Source organism: Bifidobacterium sp. MSK.13.1 (assembly GCF_019131435.1).
In the GTDB taxonomy this organism is placed as follows: domain Bacteria; phylum Actinomycetota; class Actinomycetes; order Actinomycetales; family Bifidobacteriaceae; genus Bifidobacterium; species Bifidobacterium pseudocatenulatum.
The window spans coordinates 1-21,852 of sequence record NZ_JAHOMM010000004.1 but is presented as its reverse complement, the minus strand read 5'-3'; the positions used below and the strand labels follow the sequence as shown (position 1 = coordinate 21,852).

The 21,852-nt window shown below is 55.9% G+C and carries 23 protein-coding genes; 16 read left to right on the top strand and 7 right to left on the bottom strand.

Translation table 11 applies throughout. From position 1 onward, the window contains the following. Positions 1 to 103 precede the first annotated feature (103 nt). Both KSY55_RS05745 and KSY55_RS05740 read right to left on the bottom strand, forming a co-directional pair. Positions 104 to 1,102, bottom strand: a complete 999-nt coding sequence (locus KSY55_RS05745; RefSeq protein WP_217749609.1) for a lipid II:glycine glycyltransferase FemX — start codon at positions 1,100 to 1,102, stop codon at positions 104 to 106. Positions 1,103 to 1,163: 61 nt separating this feature from the next. Further along, complete coding sequence (locus tag KSY55_RS05740; RefSeq protein ID WP_217749610.1) at positions 1,164 to 2,717, bottom strand: UDP-N-acetylmuramoyl-L-alanyl-D-glutamate--2,6-diaminopimelate ligase; 1,554 nt, start codon at positions 2,715 to 2,717, stop codon at positions 1,164 to 1,166. Positions 2,718 to 2,776: 59 nt separating this feature from the next. Here KSY55_RS05740 and KSY55_RS05735 point away from each other — a divergent pair, with 59 nt between their 5' ends. Both KSY55_RS05735 and KSY55_RS05730 read left to right on the top strand, forming a co-directional pair. After that, a complete protein-coding gene (locus tag KSY55_RS05735) occupies positions 2,777 to 3,418 on the top strand; it encodes a sigma-70 family RNA polymerase sigma factor (protein WP_171842427.1) in 642 nt (213 codons plus the stop codon). Beyond that, on the top strand, positions 3,415 to 3,663 hold the full coding sequence (locus KSY55_RS05730) for a hypothetical protein (protein ID WP_065447196.1): 249 nt from the start codon (positions 3,415 to 3,417) through the stop codon (positions 3,661 to 3,663). The genes KSY55_RS05735 and KSY55_RS05730 overlap by 4 nt, the downstream gene beginning before the upstream one ends. Positions 3,664 to 4,004: 341 nt before the next feature. On the opposite strand, the gene KSY55_RS05725 is transcribed toward KSY55_RS05730, so the two are convergent. Further along, complete coding sequence (locus KSY55_RS05725) at positions 4,005 to 4,955, bottom strand: aldose 1-epimerase family protein (RefSeq protein WP_217749611.1); 951 nt, start codon at positions 4,953 to 4,955, stop codon at positions 4,005 to 4,007. Between the two features lie 161 nt (positions 4,956 to 5,116). Here KSY55_RS05725 and KSY55_RS05720 point away from each other — a divergent pair, with 161 nt between their 5' ends. Continuing rightward, positions 5,117 to 6,130, top strand: coding sequence for a 4-hydroxy-3-methylbut-2-enyl diphosphate reductase (locus tag KSY55_RS05720; protein WP_065439128.1), 1,014 nt, complete (start codon positions 5,117 to 5,119; stop codon positions 6,128 to 6,130). Between the two features lie 20 nt (positions 6,131 to 6,150). Here the strand turns inward: KSY55_RS05720 and ybaK are convergent, their stop codons facing one another. The 3 genes from ybaK to KSY55_RS05705 form a co-directional block, all read right to left on the bottom strand. Then, positions 6,151 to 6,657, bottom strand: a complete 507-nt coding sequence (gene ybaK / locus KSY55_RS05715; RefSeq protein ID WP_022245439.1) for a Cys-tRNA(Pro) deacylase — start codon at positions 6,655 to 6,657, stop codon at positions 6,151 to 6,153. Positions 6,658 to 6,771: 114 nt separating this feature from the next. Then, positions 6,772 to 7,827, bottom strand: coding sequence for a type I glyceraldehyde-3-phosphate dehydrogenase (gene gap, locus KSY55_RS05710; RefSeq protein ID WP_022245438.1), 1,056 nt, complete (start codon positions 7,825 to 7,827; stop codon positions 6,772 to 6,774). Positions 7,828 to 8,033: 206 nt separating this feature from the next. Continuing rightward, on the bottom strand, positions 8,034 to 8,783 hold the full coding sequence (locus KSY55_RS05705; protein ID WP_065439129.1) for a thiamine diphosphokinase: 750 nt from the start codon (positions 8,781 to 8,783) through the stop codon (positions 8,034 to 8,036). A gap of 311 nt (positions 8,784 to 9,094) precedes the next feature. Here KSY55_RS05705 and infC point away from each other — a divergent pair, with 311 nt between their 5' ends. The 11 genes from infC to KSY55_RS05650 all read left to right on the top strand — a co-directional run bounded on the left by infC (position 9,095) and on the right by KSY55_RS05650 (position 19,886). After that, complete coding sequence (gene infC / locus KSY55_RS05700) at positions 9,095 to 9,793, top strand: translation initiation factor IF-3 (RefSeq protein WP_034881154.1); 699 nt, start codon at positions 9,095 to 9,097, stop codon at positions 9,791 to 9,793. Between the two features lie 18 nt (positions 9,794 to 9,811). Then, positions 9,812 to 10,006, top strand: coding sequence for a 50S ribosomal protein L35 (gene rpmI / locus KSY55_RS05695; RefSeq protein WP_003834365.1), 195 nt, complete (start codon positions 9,812 to 9,814; stop codon positions 10,004 to 10,006). A gap of 50 nt (positions 10,007 to 10,056) precedes the next feature. After that, positions 10,057 to 10,440, top strand: coding sequence for a 50S ribosomal protein L20 (rplT, locus tag KSY55_RS05690; RefSeq protein WP_003834366.1), 384 nt, complete (start codon positions 10,057 to 10,059; stop codon positions 10,438 to 10,440). A gap of 152 nt (positions 10,441 to 10,592) precedes the next feature. Beyond that, positions 10,593 to 11,546 (top strand): site-specific tyrosine recombinase XerD, encoded by a 954-nt coding sequence (gene xerD, locus KSY55_RS05685; RefSeq protein WP_022245435.1) that lies wholly within the window; start codon positions 10,593 to 10,595, stop codon positions 11,544 to 11,546. 87 nt (positions 11,547 to 11,633) lie between these two features. Then, a complete protein-coding gene (locus KSY55_RS05680; protein WP_004220555.1) occupies positions 11,634 to 12,473 on the top strand; it encodes a ParA family protein in 840 nt (279 codons plus the stop codon). A gap of 165 nt (positions 12,474 to 12,638) precedes the next feature. Continuing rightward, positions 12,639 to 13,436, top strand: a complete 798-nt coding sequence (locus KSY55_RS05675) for an NUDIX domain-containing protein (RefSeq protein ID WP_004220552.1) — start codon at positions 12,639 to 12,641, stop codon at positions 13,434 to 13,436. Between the two features lie 90 nt (positions 13,437 to 13,526). Next, on the top strand, positions 13,527 to 14,885 hold the full coding sequence (locus KSY55_RS05670; protein WP_217749612.1) for an MFS transporter: 1,359 nt from the start codon (positions 13,527 to 13,529) through the stop codon (positions 14,883 to 14,885). Positions 14,886 to 15,102: 217 nt separating this feature from the next. Further along, complete coding sequence (typA, locus tag KSY55_RS05665) at positions 15,103 to 17,034, top strand: translational GTPase TypA (protein WP_004220539.1); 1,932 nt, start codon at positions 15,103 to 15,105, stop codon at positions 17,032 to 17,034. 215 nt (positions 17,035 to 17,249) lie between these two features. Next, positions 17,250 to 17,804 carry a hypothetical protein gene (locus KSY55_RS05660; protein WP_226557020.1) on the top strand — a complete coding sequence of 185 codons (555 nt, stop codon included), beginning with the start codon at positions 17,250 to 17,252 and terminating at the stop codon, positions 17,802 to 17,804. Between the two features lie 67 nt (positions 17,805 to 17,871). Then, positions 17,872 to 18,852 (top strand): prephenate dehydratase domain-containing protein, encoded by a 981-nt coding sequence (locus KSY55_RS05655; protein ID WP_022245433.1) that lies wholly within the window; start codon positions 17,872 to 17,874, stop codon positions 18,850 to 18,852. Then, a complete protein-coding gene (locus KSY55_RS05650) occupies positions 18,849 to 19,886 on the top strand; it encodes a prephenate dehydrogenase/arogenate dehydrogenase family protein (protein WP_233432625.1) in 1,038 nt (345 codons plus the stop codon). Before KSY55_RS05655 ends, KSY55_RS05650 begins: the two co-directional genes overlap by 4 nt. Before the next feature lie 4 nt (positions 19,887 to 19,890). Here KSY55_RS05650 and KSY55_RS05645 read toward each other — a convergent pair whose 3' ends face one another. Beyond that, on the bottom strand, positions 19,891 to 20,148 hold the full coding sequence (locus KSY55_RS05645) for a DUF6725 family protein (RefSeq protein ID WP_004220530.1): 258 nt from the start codon (positions 20,146 to 20,148) through the stop codon (positions 19,891 to 19,893). A gap of 178 nt (positions 20,149 to 20,326) precedes the next feature. On the opposite strand from KSY55_RS05645, the gene KSY55_RS05640 reads away from it, so the two are divergent. Continuing rightward, positions 20,327 to 21,253 carry a tyrosine recombinase XerC gene (locus KSY55_RS05640; RefSeq protein WP_004220529.1) on the top strand — a complete coding sequence of 309 codons (927 nt, stop codon included), beginning with the start codon at positions 20,327 to 20,329 and terminating at the stop codon, positions 21,251 to 21,253. A gap of 136 nt (positions 21,254 to 21,389) precedes the next feature. Beyond that, positions 21,390 to 21,852, top strand: a 463-nt coding sequence (locus KSY55_RS05635) for an ABC transporter substrate-binding protein (RefSeq protein ID WP_229077855.1), incomplete at its 3' end; no start/stop codon positions are given.

Below are 21,852 nucleotides of genomic sequence, written 5' to 3'. Positions count from 1 at the left end.
ATCCAACGATCTGTGATGCAATGCAAAGGAGGATGCGGCGATATCGATTCGCTGCATCCTCCTTCGTACGATATTTCGCGCTATCCGTCGTGAGGCGTGATTATTACTTGCGCAGTTTGCGACGCAGCGACTGCAGCAGCGTGAGCGAACGATAGAATGCCTTCTTGATCGGTACGTCGCGACCCGCAGAAACCTGTACGATATTCTCGGAGAATTTCGTCTTGAATCCGTTCAGACTCTTCAATGAAGGCGCGAAATCGTTGCCGATGCCCATCAAATCAAGCACTGTGCAGCCCTGCTCTCCAAGTGCGCAACATACAACGTAAATCAGTTTGTCGGGAACATGCTGGCGCATGATTTCCGTACGCATACAGGCATAGTAATAGACCGCGTGATCGCCGTTGATGGTGACGATGGACCATGCCACGACCTTGCCGTCGATACGTGCCGCGAATACGCGCGCATGATCAGGACCAAGATTGCTGATCATATCGACATAGTCGCTCATCGGAGCGGGGGAGAATCCGTCACGGTTGGCGGTGTCAACCATGACCTCGTAGTATTCGGAAAAATCAGCCATCGCCTGCGCGGTCTCATCGGCGCAAACGGCGGGGCTCTCCCTCAACGCCTTACGCACGTCGCGGCGGCCACGCTTCTTCATACGTGTAAGAATCGCCTCATCGCCACCGGTGATGTCCACATACACGGTCTCGTTGTAAGGAACGGTGGAAAGCACCGGGAACGAGCCCTCGAAATTCCACAAGTCGATACGCAGGAACACAACGTTTTTATCGCGTTTGCGTACGTCCTCAACAAGCAGGTCACGAACCTGTGCTTCCAGCTGCGCGGAAGGCTTGTCAAGCCAAGCAGGACCATGAACGGACCTCAAATAGTGGTAGCCATGGGTTTCGTAATCGATGAGTGCGATGAACGCGATTGGAGCGCCGTCCTGCTTCACCACATACACACCCCACTGCGTACGTCCGTCAATGGTGTTCTGGTATTTGGCCCATACCGCGGTCTGTTCGATGGGCAGGGTAAGACCCGCCTGCACAGCCTGCTGTTCCATGGTGGCTGCGTCGGTGAATTCAAGAGTGATCATGATTGTTGGATTGTTCCTTATGGTTGGTGATTACTCGATGATGGTTGGCTATTGCTGCAGATCAGGCAAGTCCAAAAATACGTTTCACAATATGGTCGTCGCCTTCGAAGGGAATATGCTTGCCGTGGTCTTTGAACCAGCGCTCGTTGCCTTTGCCGATGATAAGGATGATATGGAGGCGGTTGGGATTCTTGCGGTCAATTGCTACGGTCGACTCCACCGCTTTCGTACGGTCGAGAATGATCCTCGCATCCAGATCGGGATTGGTGACACTGTCGAGCATGTCTTGGCAGACGTGTTCCACAGGCTCGTCATCCGTGTCTTCGAAGGTGAGAATCAGATGGTTGACGCGGTTCTGCGCGGCCCTGACGATTTCCGATCTGCGATCGTACGCTTTATTGCCTGCGGATCCAGTGACCAGCGTGACCTCAGGATCGTCCTTGCCGTAGCGTTGGCCGACATAGTCGAGCAACGCCGTTACGGAAGCATAATTGTGCGCATAATCGACGATGGCGATGGTATTTGACTTCGTATCGTGGAAATGCTCCATACGACCGGCGATACGTACCGGTTCCATATTGCGCAGCGCTTCCTTCGCGGCGGTTTCGTGGAAATCGAATCCAACGGCATGCGCAATGGCAATGGCCGCGGCGGCGTTCGCATAATTGAAATCACCATCCAATTGCAGGCTGAGAGAGCCGATCCGTTCACCTTCCACCGCAATGGCGAATCGGCTATGGTCGGCGGATTCCGGCCATGCGGTCACATCCGCGGCCGATGCTTCACCAAGGGCAAACGTGGTGACGGGAATATCGGCGATTGCAGCATCCTGACGAATAAGATCGGCGTGTGCGCATGCCGTGCCGAGAACCAGGGAACGGCAATTCTTCACAATCTGGCGTTTGCAGTGGAAGTAATCCTCGAATGTCGGATGCTCGATGGGGCTGATATGGTCCGGGCTGATATTGAGGAATGCGGCGACGTCGAAAGTAAGTCCGAAAACGCGATTGACTTTGTACGCCTGCGACGAAACCTCCATAACCAGGTATTCCATGCCGTTATCAGCGGCTTCGCGCATCATACGGAACGCATCCATGGACTCCGGGGTGGTCAAATCGGACTCGACATAGGTATGTCCGTCAAGGCAATTATCGACGGAGGAGAACAATGCGCATTTGCCGCCGGAGCAGCCATTGAGCATGGCCTGGGTGAGGTAGGCGGTAGTGGTTTTTCCCTTGGTCCCGGTAATGCCGACGACTTTCAGCTGGTCCTGTGGGTACCCATAAAATGCCGCGGACAGCAGACTCATGGCTTTGCGCGCGTCATTCACGATGAGTCCCGGAACTTTCGTCGCCGTGGAGAAGTCGTTTTCCGCAACGTATGCGGCAAGACCACGATCATCGATGCCATCGAGATATTCCGCTTTGAAACGGCCTTTGCAGCATAGGAGCGTGCCAGATACGACCTGCCTGGTGTCGTAGGTGATTGAACCGAATGGCTTGTCGAATCCGTTGACGGTCTGCGCGTCAAGCGTCCAGGCGTCTCCTTGGATGATTTCGCGCAGCAATCCATGCTCGTTGAGCAGACGTGCTGCTGATGCCAGAGTCAAAGCCATATTTCATGTTCTCCCTGTTCTTCGGATACCGAACAGCCATTCTACCTTCAGCTATGTGCATGGCATGTGGAAGTCGATGTGATTACAATGAAGCTGTGACTGAAGTACGAACGGAAACCATGGCAAGCAAAAGGACGCGTTTTGAAAAACTCGCCATGCCTGTGGTCGATGCGTTGTACCGGCAGGCGATGAAGCTTACCAACAATCCCGACGACGCTCAAGATTTGGTTCAGGATACTTTCGAACGGGGATTCAAGGCGTTCGACTCCTTTCAGGAGGGAACGAATTTCGCCGCATGGATGACGACCATCGAGCGGAATGCCTATTTCAACCAGTATGCCAAAGCCAAACGCAGACCGCAGCGGGCCAACGATTCCACCGGTGAATATGACGATTGGGACATTTATTCGGCTTCGGAGCATTCCTCGGAAGAGCTCAAATCGGCGGAACAGGAATATTTGGACGCCTATGCGCCCGAAGAAATCATGGCGGCGCTCGCCAAGCTTTCGCCGGAACGCCGTCAGGTGTTCATCGATGCTGCTATCGACGGCAAATCATACCAGCAGGTAGCTGACGAACAGGGTGTGAAAATCGGTACGGTGATGAGCCGTCTCAATCGCGCGCGTACGCAGTTGAAACGAGAACTTGCCAACTATGCGAAGGAACGTGGCTATGCCACGGCAGGGAAGGGCAGAGCATGAGTGAATCGATCGAACGGCATATCACCACTGTCGCCACCAGCGAGGACGGCACTGTGACACAGGTGACGCATACCAGCGTGCGCGTTAGCACCTCCGGTGATTGCTTCGACCCCGAACGTTGCTGTGACGAGCGTGAACGGGCATTGATCGCGGCCATGCGCGCGTATCTGCGTCCGCAGCATGCTCCGCAGAGTCTTATCGACCGCCTTGAGGCAACGCTCGACCATTGTTGTGGAGAGCGGTGAGCAAGCCGATGAGAGTATGAGAAAACCCCGCCGATCATAACGATTCAGCGGGGTTTTCGATGCTCTGTAGCGTTATTCACGCTGGCAGGGATCAGGCGTTTGGACGCTTGCCGTGATTGGCGGCCTTCTTACGACGATCCTTGCGCTTACGTCCGCGCATGCCCATGATTGGACTCCTTTACTTACGATTAATAAGCCTTCGGGATTATCGCACACGAGCGAGACGTTTGCCAAATCCGGTGTTCGATAGGTGGCCACTTAGACTTATCCGTCGGGTTTTTATATGACCGGAATCAGCCGGTTTAACCGACTGGATCACTCGATCACGCTCACTCGCATGTTTACTCGGCCATACCGAGGAACAGCGAGGTGCTGGTGGTTTCGCCCGGCTTGATCACGATCAGCTCGTTGCCTGTGTTGAACGCGTTGGCGTAGGCGGTCTGTGGCTCCACGGCAACGCCGGCAGGATGCTGGAATGCGGGGAACTTGGTACCGGTGCACACCTGGAACGAAGTGATGGTTTCATCGCCGCCAACACGGACCTTCTTGCCATCGGCGCGGGTGAACACTGCCGTGACGGAACCGTCTTCGGCATGCTCCAGATCGGTCCATGCATCGTCGAACGGCTGCTCGGTAAGTAGGGTGTCTTCGCGCAGGTCGTATTTGGTGCCGTCAACCGGCTCGGTGCCGGTCGGAATGAGGTTTTTATCTACGGTGACATGCGTGCGAGCCGGTAGCGTAAGGCTGCACTTGGCGTTGTGCTCGTCGATTTCGTCGCCATAGCCGTTGAGGCTGTTGGCAAGCCACGGGTGAATGGCCAAAGCCCACGGCGCGTTCGTGTCGCCGTTATTGTAGGCGCTGATGGTCAGATGCATGCCGTCGTCGGCGAGGCTGTACGTGGCGGTGACATATAGATCAAACGGGTAGCCGACCATGTTGGGGGAACGCCAGGCGAGGGTCACTGCGTCTTCGGCAAGCGAAATCAGCTTCCAGAACGAGCGGTATCCGTAGCCATGGATGGCGGTGTTGCGGTCATGCTCATCGATCGGCAGCGAATAGGTCTTGCCTTCGAACGTGTACTCGCCACCCTCGATGCGATTCGGGAACGGAATGAGGATCTGGCCGTGGCAGCAGGTCACCAAATCGTCCGGACCAAGGGCGACCGTCAGATCTTCGCCCTTATAGGTCAGCTTGCGCATCGTTGCGCCGAGTTCAGTGATGACGGCTTCATAGTCGCCATGGGAGATGGAGAATTGCTGTCCGGTGCGGGCAGTCAGATTGATGCAGGTCATAGTCACTCCATAGTGCCGTTGGATATGTTCCGGTAACGGTAGCGTTACCGCTAACACCACAGTCTACCTGTTTTATGCCGTATGGCGATGCCGTTTCTCCGGCGTGCCGCCCATGCTTTAGTATTGATGAGGTTTTCACGAAGTGACGAAAGGCGGCCATCATGACCAAACGTATCGTACTGGCGGATCCACGTGGCTTTTGCGCGGGCGTCGACAGGGCGATTCTGACTGTGCAGACGATTCTCAAAGCTGCCAATACGTCTCGCAATGATGGTCTGCCGCCGGTGTATGTACGCCGTCAGATTGTGCACAACAAGCATGTCGTTGAGGAATTGTCGGCTCAGGGTGCGGTGTTCGTACAGGAATTGGATGAGGTTCCCGATGCCGCGGCTTCCGCGGGAATTCCGATTGTCTTTTCTGCACACGGCGTGTCTCCTGAGGTGAAGGCTGAAGCTTCAGCTCGGGGCATGCATGTCGTTGATGCTACATGCCCTTTGGTGAGCAAAGTGCACCGTGAAGTGTTGCGTTTCGTCAAAGAAGGGTACGAGATTATCTACATCGGACACAACGGCCATGATGAAGCCGTTGGCGTGGTCGGTGAATCCCCGGAACATGTGCACCTCATCGAACATGAATCGGATGTCGATTCGCTCGAGTTTTCTTCGGATGCGAAATTGGTGCTGCTTTCGCAGACCACATTGAGCGTGGATGAGACGGCGGGCACGATCGCTGCGTTGAAAGAGCGTTTCCCCTGGCTTGAGATGCCTCCGAATTCCGATATCTGCTATGCCACATCGAATCGGCAGGCCGCGGTCAAGTTGGTTGCCGAGCAGTCTGATTGCGTGGTGATCGTTGGTTCGGCGAATTCGTCGAATTCCGTTCGTCTGATGGAGGTTGCGCAGGAGGGGCTGAACACGCGTTTCGATGGCGTGCCGAATGGTCCTCACGGAAAGGCCTACCGCGTGGATGATGCGTCCGAGCTTGATCCTGCGTGGTTTGAAGGCGTTGAATCCGTGGGGATTTCGTCGGGAGCATCCGTGCCTGACGAACTGGTGTCAGGCGTTATCGAAGCGCTGGAACAGCGTGGTTTCGATGATGTGACCACCATCGAAACCATTAAGGAGAACATGCATTTCGTGCTCCCCAGTGAGCTTCGTAAGAAACCAGCCTGCTGACCGGCTTCTATTACCGGTGATTACCAGGTGCCGATAGGTGCGGCTATGCCGTCAAGCACCTTGAGCAGATCATTGGGATTGATGCCGATCGAAAAGCCGCGTTTGCCTCCCGACAGTAGTATTTCGCCATATTGCAGCGCGCTTTCGTCGAGCACGGTTTTGTGATGCGTGCGTTGACCGAGTGGTGAGATGCCTCCCACCACATACCCGGATTCGCGCATGGCGACTTTTGGATCGGCCATAGCGGCTTTCTTGGCTCCGACTGCTGCGGCCAGCGCCTTCAGATCCATGTGCCCGCTTACTGGAACCACGCCCACCACACGTTCGGAGCCGGTGTCGGCCATAAGCGTTTTGAATACCTGATGTTCATCGAAGCCCAGTTTGGTGGCGGCCTCAACCCCATAACCGTCATCCATATGGTCGTTCGAATGTGCGTATTCGTATGTTTTGAATGGGATTCCCGCTTGTTCGAGTTGCACTGTTGCCGGCGTGGAGCCGGCGCCCTTCTCATGCTTTTTCTTGCCCATATCGATTCACTCTAAAACGTATTTGTGTCGGTTAGCAAAAGGGCTTTCGCCGTGAGACGAAAGCCCTTGTACCAAGTTCTACTTAGCGAACTGTGCGGATTGCTCCGCTATGGTTCACTCGGAGATCTCAGCGAAGTACAGCAGGGTGCGCACCATGTTGCAGGTGAAGCCGTACTCGTTGTCGTACCAAGAAACGGTACGAGCCATGGTCACGCCGTCAACGGTGTTGACGTCGGTCTGGGTCGGATCGAACACGCCACCGTGGGTGTCTCCGATGATGTCGGAAGACACGATGCCATCCTCGTTGTAGCCGTAGAAGTCGGTGGAGGAGAAGGCAGCCTTGAATGCGGCGTTGATCTCGTCAGCGGTGACTTCCTTGTTCAGGACGGTGGTCAGCTCGGTGACGGAGCCATCCGGAACCTGGATACGCTGGGCGTGGCCCTGCAGCTTGCCGTTCACGGACGGAACGACCTTGCCGATAGCCTTGGCAGCGCCGGTGGAGTGAGGAATGGTGTTGATTGCGGCGGCACGGTTGTTGCGAGCCTTCGGGAAGCGCGGGCCGTCGAGGATCATCTGGGTGCCGGTATAGGCGTGGATGGTGGTCATGAAGCCAGCCTTGATGCCCCAGTTCTCGTCCAGCAGCTTGACCATGGCGGCCATGGAGTTGGTGGTGCAGGAGCCGGCGGACACGATCACGTCGGAAGCCTTCAGGATCTCGTGGTTCACGCCGAAGACGACGGTCGGGGTGGTCTCGTCCTTGGCCGGAGCGGAGATCAGGACCTTCTTGGCGCCAGCGTTGATGTGAGCCTGGGACTTCTCAGCGGAGGTGTAGAAGCCGGTGCACTCGAGCACGAACTCAACGCCATCGTTCTTGACCCACGGGATGTTGTTGGCATCCTTCTCGGCGTAAACCTTGTATTCCTTGCCATCGACCACGATGGAATCTTCGGTGGAGGTGACCTCAACCGGGGTACCATCGTCATGACGGAAGGTGCCATGGGTGCTGTCGTACTTCAGCAGGTAGGCCAGCATGGACGGGGTGGTCAGATCGTTGATTGCAGCGACCTCAATGTCACCGGCCTGGCCGCCACGAGCCTGCAGCTCGAAGATGCGGCGGAAAGCCAGACGACCGATACGACCAAAGCCGTTAATACCAATCTTAACTGTCATGTAATTCTCCCTTTAGGGTAGGCCACGCGTGTGCTGGGCACACAGAAGCCATTGTTTACCAACGTTACCCACTTTAGTGCGTCACCTGTACTTAAGGCAACGCACTCGCGCGTGTGTTTCAGAAAACGTCGTATTTTTCCGTGAGCGCTCACATCATCTTTTCGAGATAAACGTGATAGACGAAGGTGATTTTCTTCGCTTTGCGATTAGTGGGATTGGCGTTCGTGCTTGGCAAGCGCTGAAGATACTTTGGTGTCCAACGATCCGAGGTCACCCTCAAATGTGTGGTGCCAAGAGACTGCTGGTAGTGGGGCTTCCGAAGGGAAAGTCACCACCAAGGTGCCATGTTCGACGCCGATATGGGCGGCGGCTCCGTTGAGGAATTCGTTACTGACGCCGTTGACACGTGTGCTGGTCATCGTCATGTCATCTATCTCGTATTTCAGTCCACGTTCGCTCACGCCAAGAGAGGTGTCGGAATGAGAGAATACGGAAACCATACGTCCTGGTTCGACGTTGTTCTCGCCGAAATCGAGTGCTCCATCGCAAATCGCGGTCACAATGGAGCCGTTCCCGTGCAGAAAGCCTACTGCACCATGCTGAGCCAGCAATGCCATCAGTTGGATATTGGATATGGTGTGATCGATTCGTCCGCCGAGCGCGCCATATATATGGAAAAGCCGCGCATGGTGTGACCAGCCGATTTTTAGTGCCGACAGAAGGTCTGGATCGTCTTTTTCTGGAGGTAGGGCAATGGTGTGTTCACCCTGTGTCGGACGTTCTCCAGTAAGCGAATCGAAATCGCCCACCACCACGTCAGGCGACATATCAAGTGCGCGTGCATGGTCAAGCCCTCCGTCCGCCGCGATAATGAATGCTCCAGACGGAACGATGGGGGTATCGCTGTAGTATTCGCCAGCCGCGAAAATCACGCATGTGTTGGAATTATCTGTCATATGGGGTCAGTGTAATATGGCGTTGGAATGATTAAAGAAGATGTTTCAGAAGGTTTCATTATGCGACACGCTGTGGTCGCGGCGTGTGGTATTATCTACAAGGCTTGAGAAATCAAGAAAGCGGGATATCTCCACCTGGAAGCCTTTCAGGGCCTCGGGTTCAGGCATAAGCTTCTGGTGCCGTATGAAACGGCAGTGGAAGAGCTGTGGTATGGCTCTTTGTTGCGCCCTCGAATTGGGTGTTTTGGCTTGCCGTGAACATGCGAGACTTTGAAAAACTGCCGATCTGGGAGCATTCCGTCGAATGGAACATGAGGATTGGAGTCATCATCAGCGACGAACCACGCATTAACGACGAGATTCGCGTCTCCCAGGTGCGTCTGATCGGCCCGAACGGCGAACAGGTGGGAGTCATCGCGACTTCCGTCGCACTGAACCTGGCAAAGGAAGCGAACCTCGATCTCGTCGAGGTGGCGCCCAACGCGAAGCCTCCGGTTGCCAAGCTCATCGATTACGGCAAGTACAAGTACAACGAGAAGATCAAGGCTCGTGAGGCTCGTCGTAACCAGAGCACTGCGGAAATCAAGGAAATTCGCTTCCGTCTAAAGATCGACGACCATGACTTCGAAGTCAAGAAGGGCCATGTTGTGCGCTTCCTGAACGGTGGAGACAAGGTCAAGGTCACCATCATGCTGCGCGGTCGCGAGCAGTCCCGTCCGATCGGTGGCGTCGAGCTCTTGCAGCGTCTCGCCAGCGAGGTGGAGGAATACGGCACCGTCGAATTCGCTCCGAAGCAGGAAGGCCGCAATATCATCATGACGCTCGCACCGAAGGGCAAGAAGGTTCACACCCAGTCCGAGCAGCGTCGTCGTGGTGATCAGTCCCGTGCCGAGCGTCAGGCCCGTCAGGCTGCACGTCTGGCGGCCAAGCAGGAAGCCCAAGCTCAGGCGGCGGCCGAAGCCAAGGCTGCAGTGGCATCCGACAAACCGAAGACTTCCGAAACGAAGTAATAAACAAGGAGGGCAGCAATGCCGAAGATGAAAACTAATTCCGCCGCTTCCAAGCGCGTCCGCGTGACCGGTTCCGGCAAGCTGATGCACGCTGGCTCCGCGATGCGCCACAACCTCGAGCACAAGTCCGCTCGTAAGCGTCGCGCACTGAAGGCCGACGGCGTTCTGGCTACTTCCCAGAGCAAGAACATGAAGAAGCTGCTCGGTCGCTGAGTATAGCGAGAGCGAATAAGAAGACTTAATAGAAAGCTGAGGAATCAAATATGGCACGTGTCAAGCGCGCAGTAAACGCCCACAAGAAGCGTCGCGTCGTTCTCGAGAGGGCTTCCGGCTACCGCGGCCAGCGCTCCCGTCTGTACCGTAAGGCCAAGGAGCAGCTGCTTCACTCCTTTACTTACAACTTCCGCGATCGTAAGGCTCGCAAGGGCGACTTCCGCAAGCTGTGGATCCAGCGCATCAATGCTGCTGTCCGCGCTGAGGGCATCACCTACAACCGCTTCATCCAGGGCCTGCACCTCGCTGGCATCGAACTGGATCGTCGCGCTCTCGCCGAGCTGGCCATCTCTGATCCGGAGACCTTCAAGGCCATCGTCGAGCAGGCCAAGGCCGCTCTTCCGGCTGATGTGAATGCTCCGAAGGAAGCCTGAGCTTCTTCGCTGATTCAGCGTGATTGACAGGAACCCTCGCTCCAGCAATGGGCGGGGGTTCCTGCGTTGCATGGCAGGGCTCGTTTGACCTATGGTAAGGGACCGCTCAGTGGTATACGATGAGCCGGATGGGATCTGCTGGAAGGAGGGTGATGGACGATTTCGAACGGACAATTCGGCAATTCCTCGCTCATATCGACGTTGAACGAGGACTGTCGAAGGCGACGGTGTCGGCGTATGGCGCCGATTTGAAGAAGTATCGTCAGTGGCTTGCCGACCAAGGCGTTGGCGGTATCGCGGCCGTGACGACACAGGATGTGGAACGTTATATCGTCTTCCTTGACGAGTCGGGAGAGTCATCTCGAAGCAAGGCACGCCGGTTGGCCAGCATTCATGCGCTTCATCGTTTCGCAGTGAACGAGCATATTGTTGTCGATGATGTGTCCGCGCAGGTAAAGGCCCCTAAGGGCGTGAGCACGCTTCCCGATGTGCTGACCGTTGATGAGGTGGCTAGACTGCTGGACTCTATCCCCGTTTCTCAAAACAGAGAGCATGATGGTGTCGTGTCGGAGTTTCCCGATGATCCGGTGATGTTGCGTGACAAGGCATTGCTTGAATTCATGTATGCGACCGGTGCCCGCGTGTCGGAGGCGTGCGGTGCGAATCTCGATGATGTCGATGTGGACGGCAGAATCGCAAGACTTATGGGCAAAGGCTCTAAGCAGCGGCTGGTTCCCGTCGGCAGCTATGCGTGCGAAGCGATCATCCGGTATTTGCATGCGGGGCGTCCTAAGCTGGAATCCAAATCGAAAGGTCCCGTGGAACGGCGTGCCCTATTTCTGAATAAACGAGGAAAAAGATTGTCGCGACAGTCGGTTTGGGAAATCATCAGGGGAGCGGGGGAGCGTGCGCACATCGATAAGCCGCTGCATCCTCACACCTTGCGGCACTCTTTCGCCACGCACCTTATTCAGGGCGGTGCCGATGTGCGTACCGTGCAGGAGCTGCTTGGTCATGCAAGCGTTACCACCACACAGATTTACACGCATATCAGTCCTGAAAACCTGATTGAGACATATCTGATGTCTCATCCGCGCGCCAGATGATGGTGTTGCTGCCGTTTTGAACGGTGACAATGGACTAGCATGGATTACAGTGAAAATTGACACAAGGATGTTGGTAAGGTAAACGGTATGCCTACGGATTTGCTTGGACGTGATTATGAGACGTTTCCCGCTCCGGAGCCGCTGCAGACGCACGGTCCGGCGAGGATCATCGCCATGTGCAACCAGAAAGGTGGCGTCGGCAAGACCACCAGTTCCATCAATATCGCTGGTGCATTGAGCCAGTATGGGCGTCGCGTGCTTATCGTCGATTTCGACCCGCAGGGTGCGGCCACGGTGGGGTTGGGCATCAACGCCAATACCGTGGAAGATACGGTGTACACCGCACTGTTCAATCCTCGCATGGATGTGCATGATGTGATTCGACATACCGATTTCGAGAATCTCGATATCATGCCGGCCAACATTGATCTGTCCGCCGCTGAAGTGCAGTTGGTCACCGAAGTTGGGCGCGAGCAGGTGCTGGCTGGCGTGTTGCGTCAGGTCAAGGATGAATACGATGTGATCATCGTCGATTGCCAGCCTTCTCTGGGTTTGCTTACGGTGAATGCGCTGACCGCTGCCGATGGCGTGATCATTCCCGTGGCTGCTGAGTTCTTCGCACTGCGAGGCGTGGCCTTGTTGATGCAGTCCATCGAAAAAGTACAATCCCGCATCAATCCGAGTCTGGAAGTGTACGGAGTGCTCGTCACCATGTTCACGCATACCTTGCATTGTGATGAAGTGTTGCAGCGTATTTATGAGGCATTCCAAGGCAAGGTCTTCCATTCAGTCATCTCACGTTCCATCAAACTTCCGGATTCCACGGTTGCGGCCGCGCCTATCACCATTTATGCGCCGAACCATAAGACCGCGAAGGAATATCGTGAGGTTGCCCGAGAGCTGATTGCTCAGGGCATCGTCGCATAAGACGCATAGGGCTCCTTCGTGGGGCCTTTTTCGTTGAAGGGCATACGTGGGTTGAAATTCAAGCGGTGTGGTGAAACACTGCACTTATAGTCATGTTGACTATAAGTGCTACACTGTGATTCCGGAACAATTCAAATCGACAAAAGATCGGAGAGGTGAGGCGCGATGATCATGGGCAATGTCTCAGAACGGCGCAAACAGCCGCCGCAGGTGGGCGTTTCCGTGGTCATTCTCGCTTTGGGGCCAGCTTCCCACGGAACGCAGGAACATGCTCGAACCAGTGCGGGATCCACCTTGTGGATACCGCTGGTCCGGCGCGTGCGCCAGCCTTTTCTTGGCCAGTGGGCGTTGCCCGGTGGTGGTTTGAGGGCTGACCACTCGCTGGAGCAATCTGCCTACGTTGCGCTGGAATCCACGACATCGTTGCATCCACGGTATCTTGAACAGCTGTATACATTCGGCGATCCGGCGCGCTCACACGGCGGGCTGCCGATGGTATCCATCGTCTATTGGGCGTTGGTCGACGATCTTAACGGGCAACTCGGGCAGAGTATCGACGACAATGTCAAATGGTTTCCTGTGGATGATCTGCCTGAGTTGGCATTTGACCATGGCGACATCGTGGACTACGCCCTCAGCAGACTTCGTGGCAAAATCGAATATCCGCAGATCGTCACCAGATTGGTAGGCGAGAGGTTTACGCTGAGCCAGCTGCATGACGTGTACGAGGCCGTTGCCGGTCAGAGCATCGATCTGGCGAATTTCCGCCGTAAGATGCTCGCATCCGGGCAGCTGGAGGACACCGGTGACAAATTGCGTGTCGGACGCAATCGTCCGGCAACGGTGTATCGCTACACCATGGATGTGCTCCGACAGTCGACATGGAGCGATGCTCGGGATCGCCATGATTTCGATGTGCGGGAAACGCAGGATGATGTGCTTTCCGCGTTGACGACGATCTGACGTCTTTCCGGATTGTTTCCTTTTCAGACGATTCTGTCTGGTTTTCGGCATGCCTTGTAGGCATGGTCGTTTCGTATGAGAGGAAGAAGTATGACATCCGTGCAATCCGCATCGGTTGCTTCGTCGGGTTCGTTGACACGCAATGAGCGTCTTGATCGCCTGCCGTTTAACAAAGCGCATAGGAAACTTCTGGTGGCGTCCGGTATCGGCTGGGCTTTCGACGCCATGGACGTCGGCTTGGTGTCCTTCGTTGTGGCGGCCATCGCGGCTGACCCGCATTTCAATCTGACACCAACCGAGAAAAGCTGGGTGCTGTCCATCGGCTTCGTCGGCATGGCGATCGGTGCTGCGCTGGGTGGTTTTGTAGCCGATCGTGTTGGCCGCAAAACGGTCTTTTCCGCGACGCTGGTGATTTTCGGTTTGGCGAATGGCGGCATGGCACTGTCATGGTCGTTGACCGCGCTTTTGATCGCTCGTCTGATCATCGGTCTTGGTTTGGGCGCCGAACTGCCAGTGGCTTCCACTCTGGTTTCTGAATTCTCTCCGACCAAACAACGCGGTCGTATGACGGTGCTGTTGGAATCCTTCTGGGCTGTCGGCTGGATTGTCGCCGCCTGCATTGGCTACTTTGTGATTCCGAATACCGGCGATTGGGGTTGGCGCTGGGCTTTGCTCATTGGCGCGTTGCCGCTGCTGTATGCCATTGTGACGCGTGTTCATATTCCGGAATCCGTGCGATTCCTGGAATCCAAGGGGCGTGAGGACGAAGCCGAACAGGCCGTACGCTATTTCGAACAGGCAGGTGGCATCGAGCCAGTGGCTTCCCCGAAGGGCAAACCACTGCCGAAGATCAACACCCGCGAACTGTTCGGCAAAAAGTGCATCGCGCGCACCGCAGCCATTTGGGCCACGTGGTTCTTCGTGAACTTCTCCTACTATGGAGCGTTCACATGGATGCCGTCGCTGCTGGCCGACCAGTTTGGCTCGCTGACCAAGTCGTTCGGCTATGCGCTGGCCATCGCCGTCGCGCAGTTGCCGGGATACTTCCTGGCCGCATGGCTGGTGGAGATCTGGGGCCGCAGGAAGACGCTGAGCGTGTTCCTTGCCGTGTCGGCCGTGGCCGCGTTTGCTTTCTCGCAAGCGGGTTCCGTAGCGGCGGTGTTGGGCTTTGGCATGTTGTTGTCCGCATCCAATCTTGGCGCGTGGGGCGTACTGTATGCGGTGACTCCGGAAATCTATCCGACCCGCCTGCGCGCTGCTGCGTCCGGTGCTGCTGCGGCATGTGGCCGAGTGGCTGCCATCATAGCTCCGCTGCTCATGCCGTGGTTCCTGACGCTGTCCGGTGGCAACAAGGCGGTGGCATTCATCGTTTTCGCGGTCGCCTTCATTCTGGCCTGCGTTGCGGCGTTGTGCTTGCCGGAACGCACTGGTAAGGAACTTGAGGATTAACGAATTATTTTGAGTGGTCCCAAGAGATCATACGTTTGCGGTTGTTGAGATTCGACAACCGCAAACTTTGTATGTGGGCGAAAGCGCTGGGACCGGAACTGTCGTAATGGTTCGCTAGGATTGGCTCGGTTTGTGTGGAGTACGGATTTGTAAGTACCGATAACCAGTATGTACCGAACGGTAACGCAAGAGAACAGCAATACTAAGAGAGGTTTCGATGGCGGTTCGCGGCGATATTCGAAATGTAGCGATTGTGGCACACGTCGATCACGGCAAGACCACGTTGGTCAATGCCATGCTGGCACAGTCCCACGTGTTCAACGAACGTGAGGAAGTTCCGGATCGTGTGATGGATTCCAATGATCTGGAACGTGAGAAGGGCATCACCATCCTCGCCAAGAACACCGCTGTGCAGTACACCGGTCCGCTGGCCGCCAAGTACGGCCATCCGGAAGGCATCACCCTCAACATCATCGATACTCCCGGTCACGCCGATTTCGGCGGCGAGGTCGAGCGTGGCATCTCCATGGTTGATGGCGTCGTGCTGCTCGTCGACGCATCCGAAGGCCCGCTGCCGCAGACCCGCTTCGTGCTGCGCAAGGCTTTGGAAGCCAAGCTGCCGGTTATCCTGTGCGTGAACAAGACCGATCGTCCGGACGCACGTATCGAAGAGGTCGTTGGAGAATCCTCCGATCTGCTGCTCGGTCTGGCTCAGGACGTTATCGAAGAGGGTATCGATCTCGATGAGGATGCGCTGTTCGACCTGCCGGTCATCTACTGCGCGGCCAAGGCCGGCTACGCTTCCGAAAACCAGCCGGAGAATGGCGGTCTGCCGGATAACGAAGATCTCGAACCGCTGTTCGAAGCCATCATCAAGAACATTCCGGCTCCGGAATACGAGGAAGGCGCGCCTTTGCAGGCACACGTCGCCAACATCGATTCCTCTGATTTCCTGGGTCGACTCGGCTTGGTGCGTATCTACAACGGCACTCTCGAAAAGGGCAAGACCTACGGTCTGTCCCGTGTGGACGGCTCCGTCGAAAACTTCCGCGTCTCCGAACTGCTGCGTACGCAGGGTCTTGAGCGCACCCCGGTCGATTCCGCGGGCCCTGGCGACATCGTCGCAGTCGCCGGCGTGAATGACATCATGATCGGCGAAACCATCGTTGATCCGTCCGATCCGCGCCCGCTGCCGCTGATTCACGTTGATGATCCGGCCATCTCCATGACTTTCGGCATCAACGATTCCCCGCTTGCCGGAACCGAAGGCAAGGACCACAAGCTTACCGCCCGCATGATCAAGGATCGCCTTGACCGCGAACTCATCGGCAACGTGTCCATCAAGGTGCTGCCGACCGAACGCCCGGATGCATGGGAAGTCCAGGGTCGTGGCGAGCTCGCCTTGGCCGTGCTTGCCGAACAGATGCGTCGTGAAGGCTATGAGCTGACCGTCGGCCGCCCGCAGGTGGTCACCAAGACCATCGACGGCGTGATCAACGAACCGATGGAAAACACCACCATCGACGTTCCGGAAGAGTACATGGGCACGGTCACCCAGCTGCTCGCCGACCGTAAGGGCCGTATGGAGAACATGACCAACCATGGCACTGGCTGGGTTCGTCTGCAGTTCACCGTGCCGTCCCGTGGTCTGATCGGCTTCCGCACCGCACTGCTTTCCGCCACCCGTGGCACCGGTATCGCATCCTCCATCTCCGCCGGCTACGCTCCGTGGGCTGGCCAGATCGTGACCCGCCAGAACGGTTCCATGGTCTGCGATCGCAAGGGTATCGCCACTCCGTACGCCATGCAGCGTCTGCAGGCACGTGGCAACTTCTTCGTCGAACCGCAGTCTCCGGTGTACGAAGGCCAGGTCGTCGGCGTGAACAACAAGCCTGACGAGCTGGATGTGAACATCACGCTGGCCAAGCATATGACCAACATGCGTTCCTCCACCGCAGATGTGCTCGAAACCCTGACTCCGCCGATCAAGATGAGCCTCGAAGAGTCCTTGGACTTCGCCAACGAGGACGAGTGCGTGGAAGTCACTCCGGAATCCATCCGTGTGCGCAAGATTATTCTCAGCCGTGAGGATTGGTACAAGTGGCGCGCCAAGCAGCGTCGACAGAATAACGCTCAGAATAACAAGTGATTCTTCACGTTGTTCTGTCGGCTTCGCAAGCACGGTAGTGCTTGCTCACTTCGCCTACGGTGAGCCCGCTGGGCTCTCCGTTTGACGGCTCAGCAGAATAACGCTCAGAAGAACAAGTGATGCTGTTATTGCTTCCATGAAAAGAGATACGTGTCCTCGCGTATCTCTTTTTCTTTTCAGGTTGGTGAGCGATAGTAGGGGATATGATGCAACAGATGAAGCAATCGCATGATACGTATGGGTCGAATCAAGACGCGGCGCCCGATGCGCAACTGATGCCATGGTCATACCGTCTGCCGATTTGGGGACGGTTCCTCGTCGATCTGGTTTCCGGAATCATAGTCGGAGTAGTGGGAACCATGGCCCATCGCATGGGCGCATCCATGAATATTCCCTACGGATTGGCGATCGCCTATCTCATGGTGATCATTTCGACATGGTCAGCTCGATCACGCGACGGTGTCTCAGGCCTCGCATTGCACCTGATCGGCTCCTCTCTGGTGGTCTGGACGGTGATGTCGGGGTATGGTCCGGGAGGAGACGCCATGATTCCTGTGGGATTCGGTGGAGATGATCCCATGCCGTTCTTCAGTGAACAGGCAGGATACATGTGGCTGTACGGTGTCGTGCTTATTCCGGTTGTGATGCTGGTGCTGCCGAAACGTTGGTTCGTCACACCTCCGCGTAAGGAGACGCGTGATGGTGCGTTTGCTGCTGATACGCAGACGAACGAGGGTAAAACATCTGATAACGCCCAACCGGTGGAATAATCGGCAGTCGATTCCACGGCAATGAGGTAAGGTTCAGGGGAACACCAAGAATAAGGAATGGGGTTGAATGAGCGCACGAAAGCTGTTCTATCTAGGTCCGCAAGGCACCTTCACCCATCAGGCCGCAGTCAATGCATCGCAGGCACTGGCCCATCTTGAGCCGGAAGGATTCGAATTGGTGGCTGCGGATGACGTACCGCAAATCCTTGATGCCGCGCAGCGGGGCGAAGGATGGGGCGTCGTGGCATGGGAAAACAACGTCGAAGGTTACGTGGTGCCGAATCTGGACGCGCTCATCGACGCCAAAGATCTAGTCGGATTTGCGCGAGTGGGCGTCGACGTAACTTTCGACGCATATGTGCGTGCGGGATCCAATCCGGAAGACGCCACCGTGGCTACCGCACACGCGCATGGTCTCGCGCAATGCAAACGTTTCATCGCGGAACACCATTTGGAACCGACTCCAGCGCCATCCAATGCTGCCGCATGTCGCGATATCAAAGCAAACGAAATAGCTTTCGGGCCAAGTATTTGCGGTGAACTCTACAATGTGACGCGCATCGGTACCGCCGTGCAGGATTATCAAGGCGCACAGACTGATTTTCTTGTGCTCGCACCACGCAAGGAAGCCGGAAAACTGTTGGAACAGCCTCGTTCGCAAGCTGATATGGAATACGAATCCGTGCTGACGCTTATTCCGCTTGTCACAGGTCCTGGCGTACTCGCGAACCTGCTGGACGTATTCCGCGATGCAGGCCTCAATATGACAAGTTTCATCTCGCGGCCAATCAAAGGACGCACAGGCACATACAGTTTTATCGCGACGCTCGATGCGGCGCCATGGGAGCAACGCTTCCATGGCGCGCTGGTCGAAATCGCCGAACACGGTGACTGGGCCAAAACTCTGGCCGTATACCCACGAAGAGAACGCCCCAATCCTCCAGTCACCTCATGGATGCTGCCGCAGGGAGGCGTACGGCTTGACGAACAGCATCTGCCAGATGATTGGCAGAACGGCGAAACGGTCGGAAAGGAGCTGATGTGGTGAAGCAGCGTATCGCAATCGTAGGCCTTGGTCTTATCGGAGGGTCACTGGCTCGCAGACTCGTTAATGCTGGCTGTGAAGTCATCGCATGGAACCATAACGATCGTCCATATGAAACTGCGAAAGCGGACGGCATACGATGTGTGTCCACACTGGCCGCGCTCGCCGACACAAAACCTGACGTGCTTGTGTTATGCAATCCGCTCAAGGCCATGCCGCAAATCCTGGGTGCGTTGAAGCCACTGATCGATACGGACATCACCACGCTCACCGATGTCGGCAGTGTCAAAGCAATGGTTCGGGAACAGGTTAAAGCCGTTGGATTGGAACATTGCTATGTGGGCGCGCATCCCATGGCAGGCAATGAGCTGTCCGGATGGGAATCGTCGGATCCGACGCTTTACGATGGCGCGCTCTGGGCCATCACCGTAGATGAAAACACCGAGTATCAGCGGTTCCGCGCCGTTGCGACAATGATTGTGGATCATTGTTCCAACCGACTCATCGTTCTTGACGATGCGACCCACGATCGTTGCGCGGCACTGATTTCCCACATGCCACACGTCATTTCCACAGCTATGATCAACGAGCTGGTGGCCAATCCCAACCGGAACATCGCAGCCGCGCTCGCCGCTGGTTCATGGCGGGACATGACTCGTGTTGCGCTAACCGATCCAAACCGTACCCGTGCAATGGTGGAAGAGGACGCCGCCAATGTCGAAGCGTTGCTGCGTAATATGGCCAATCGGTTGACGCTTATGGCCAACGTGCTGCACGGCATGACCACGCAACAGGGCTCGCCCACTGCCGGTGACGACAAGGAGATGGCGCGTTTCTTCATACAAGGGCAGCCATTCCGTGAATACAAGGCTCTCGCCAAAGAACCTGACTTCGAAGAACGTTGCGAAACGGTCGAACTGGCAATTCCCGAAACCGGATGGCAGCAGATGCTTCTGGAGTCGGCGCGTAGGGGAGAGCATATCGTGCGATTCGACGGTTACCGTCAAGCTATGGCACAGGTGCGTTCCGCAGTGTGACGCGCTATGGGCGCGGCCGTGTCATGGAACGTTCCGGAACCGGTTTGACAGTGACGATGGTGTCGGCGGGAATGCTGACACGTTGCTCTGGGCGTGAACCGTTGGCTGCCGCATCGCGCGTCATTTCCAATGTCTGCCCGTCCCAAGAACGTACGTGACCGACATAATCGCGGAATTTCATGCGCTGGTCCTTTGGATCGACACCTTCGCAGGTGCGCACCACAATGCGTGCACCTGCTGGAATTTCGTTTGGAATCGGCATAATCTCCCCTTCGAATAGACGATCATCGACGGATTCGCTGAGCGAACGCTACTGGACAGCATAGTTGGTCTCCTTTCAAGTTGTGCCGGTATTTCGGTTTCTATCGGAGAATGGACACATAATGGAAAGAAATTCATGGATTCGGGCTTGCTGTTGAGCTCGGGAAAGGCTGATCGGCATGCTGTTCGATAAGAGCGTAGAGGCATTCGATACATATCTGAAAGCCAACCGTGGATTGAGTGAAAACACACGGAAAGCATACCGAGGCGATGTCGAAGAATGTCTGCTTGCCTTGGAGCGGCTTAGATGCAGGGATCTTAACGAGGTGACCATCGAAGATCTTCGCATGTGGATGGCGGAATCATCGAAAAACCATGCGAAAAGCAGCATGGCCCGAAAAACTGTGGCTGTACGTGGTTTTTTCGCGTGGACGCATGAGCATGGCGTGACGACGACGGATCCGGCTTGTGCGCTCATGACCCCGAAAATACCTGATACGTTGCCGGATGTGCTCAGCGAATCACAGGCTGAACAGCTGATGGAACGCGTGGATGAGGACGGTGAAACGTCTCAGCCGAAGGAACGGACCATGAAGCAGCAGGCCATTGAGCTGCGTGACGCCGCAATGCTGGAACTGTTGTATGCAACGGGCATGCGTGTGGCTGAACTGGTGGGACTTGATGTGCCGGATGTGGTCTTTTCCAATCGAACGGTCAAAGTGACCGGCAAAGGCAACAAACAACGAGTCATGCCATTTGGCGCTCCGGCGCAAAAAGCGATACGTCGGTGGCTGGATGATGGGCGTCCCCTGTTGGTGGGGGAGCAGTCCGCGGCTGCGCTGTTTCTTGGGAGACAAGGCAAACGCATTGATCAGCGGATGGTACGTCGTGTGGTGCACGAATGCGCGCGTGATGCCGGCGTTCCCGACATTAGCCCTCATGCTCTGCGGCACAGTGCCGCCACGCATATGCTTGACGGGGGAGCGGATTTGCGTGAGGTGCAGGAGCTCTTGGGACATTCCTCGCTGAAGACCACGCAACGGTACACGCATGTCTCCATCGAACAATTGAAAGCCCGATACGGTCAGGCATTTCCTCGTGCGTAGTCGCGGTCCATGGATATTTCGTTACATTCCTGTAACAGAAATTGGTGTTTCTTCTTGATTTAGGGTGTATTACCTAGATGAAGCTGGTACGGGGAAACAATACCGACCGGTAATCCGAATAATGAGGGAAAACATAATGAGTATAAGGAAAAGCAAGGTGTTTGCCGTTGCGGCGGCGGCCTGTGTGCTTGGCATGATGCTGGGCGGCTGTGGGTCTTCCACGTCTGGGAACGCGACTGAAGGATCGAATGTCATTACGGCATTTGACTCCGAACCGCAGAATGGCTTGATCCCGGGCAACACCAATGAAACCGGCGGTGGCCGTCCTATCGATCTGCTGTTCGCTGGGTTGGTGTCTTTCGATAAGGATGGCAAGGCCCAGAATGAAGTGGCTGAGTCCATTACCGCCAATGATGACGCCACCCAGTACGACATCAAGCTCAAGGATGGTTGGAAGTTCACCGATGGCACCGATGTGACCGCCGAGTCCTTCACCAAGGCTTGGAGCTATACGGCTAATGCGAAGAACGCGCAGCTGTGTTCTTCCTTCTTCTCCACCATCAAGGGCTATGACGCGCTGCAGGACACCGACAACCTCA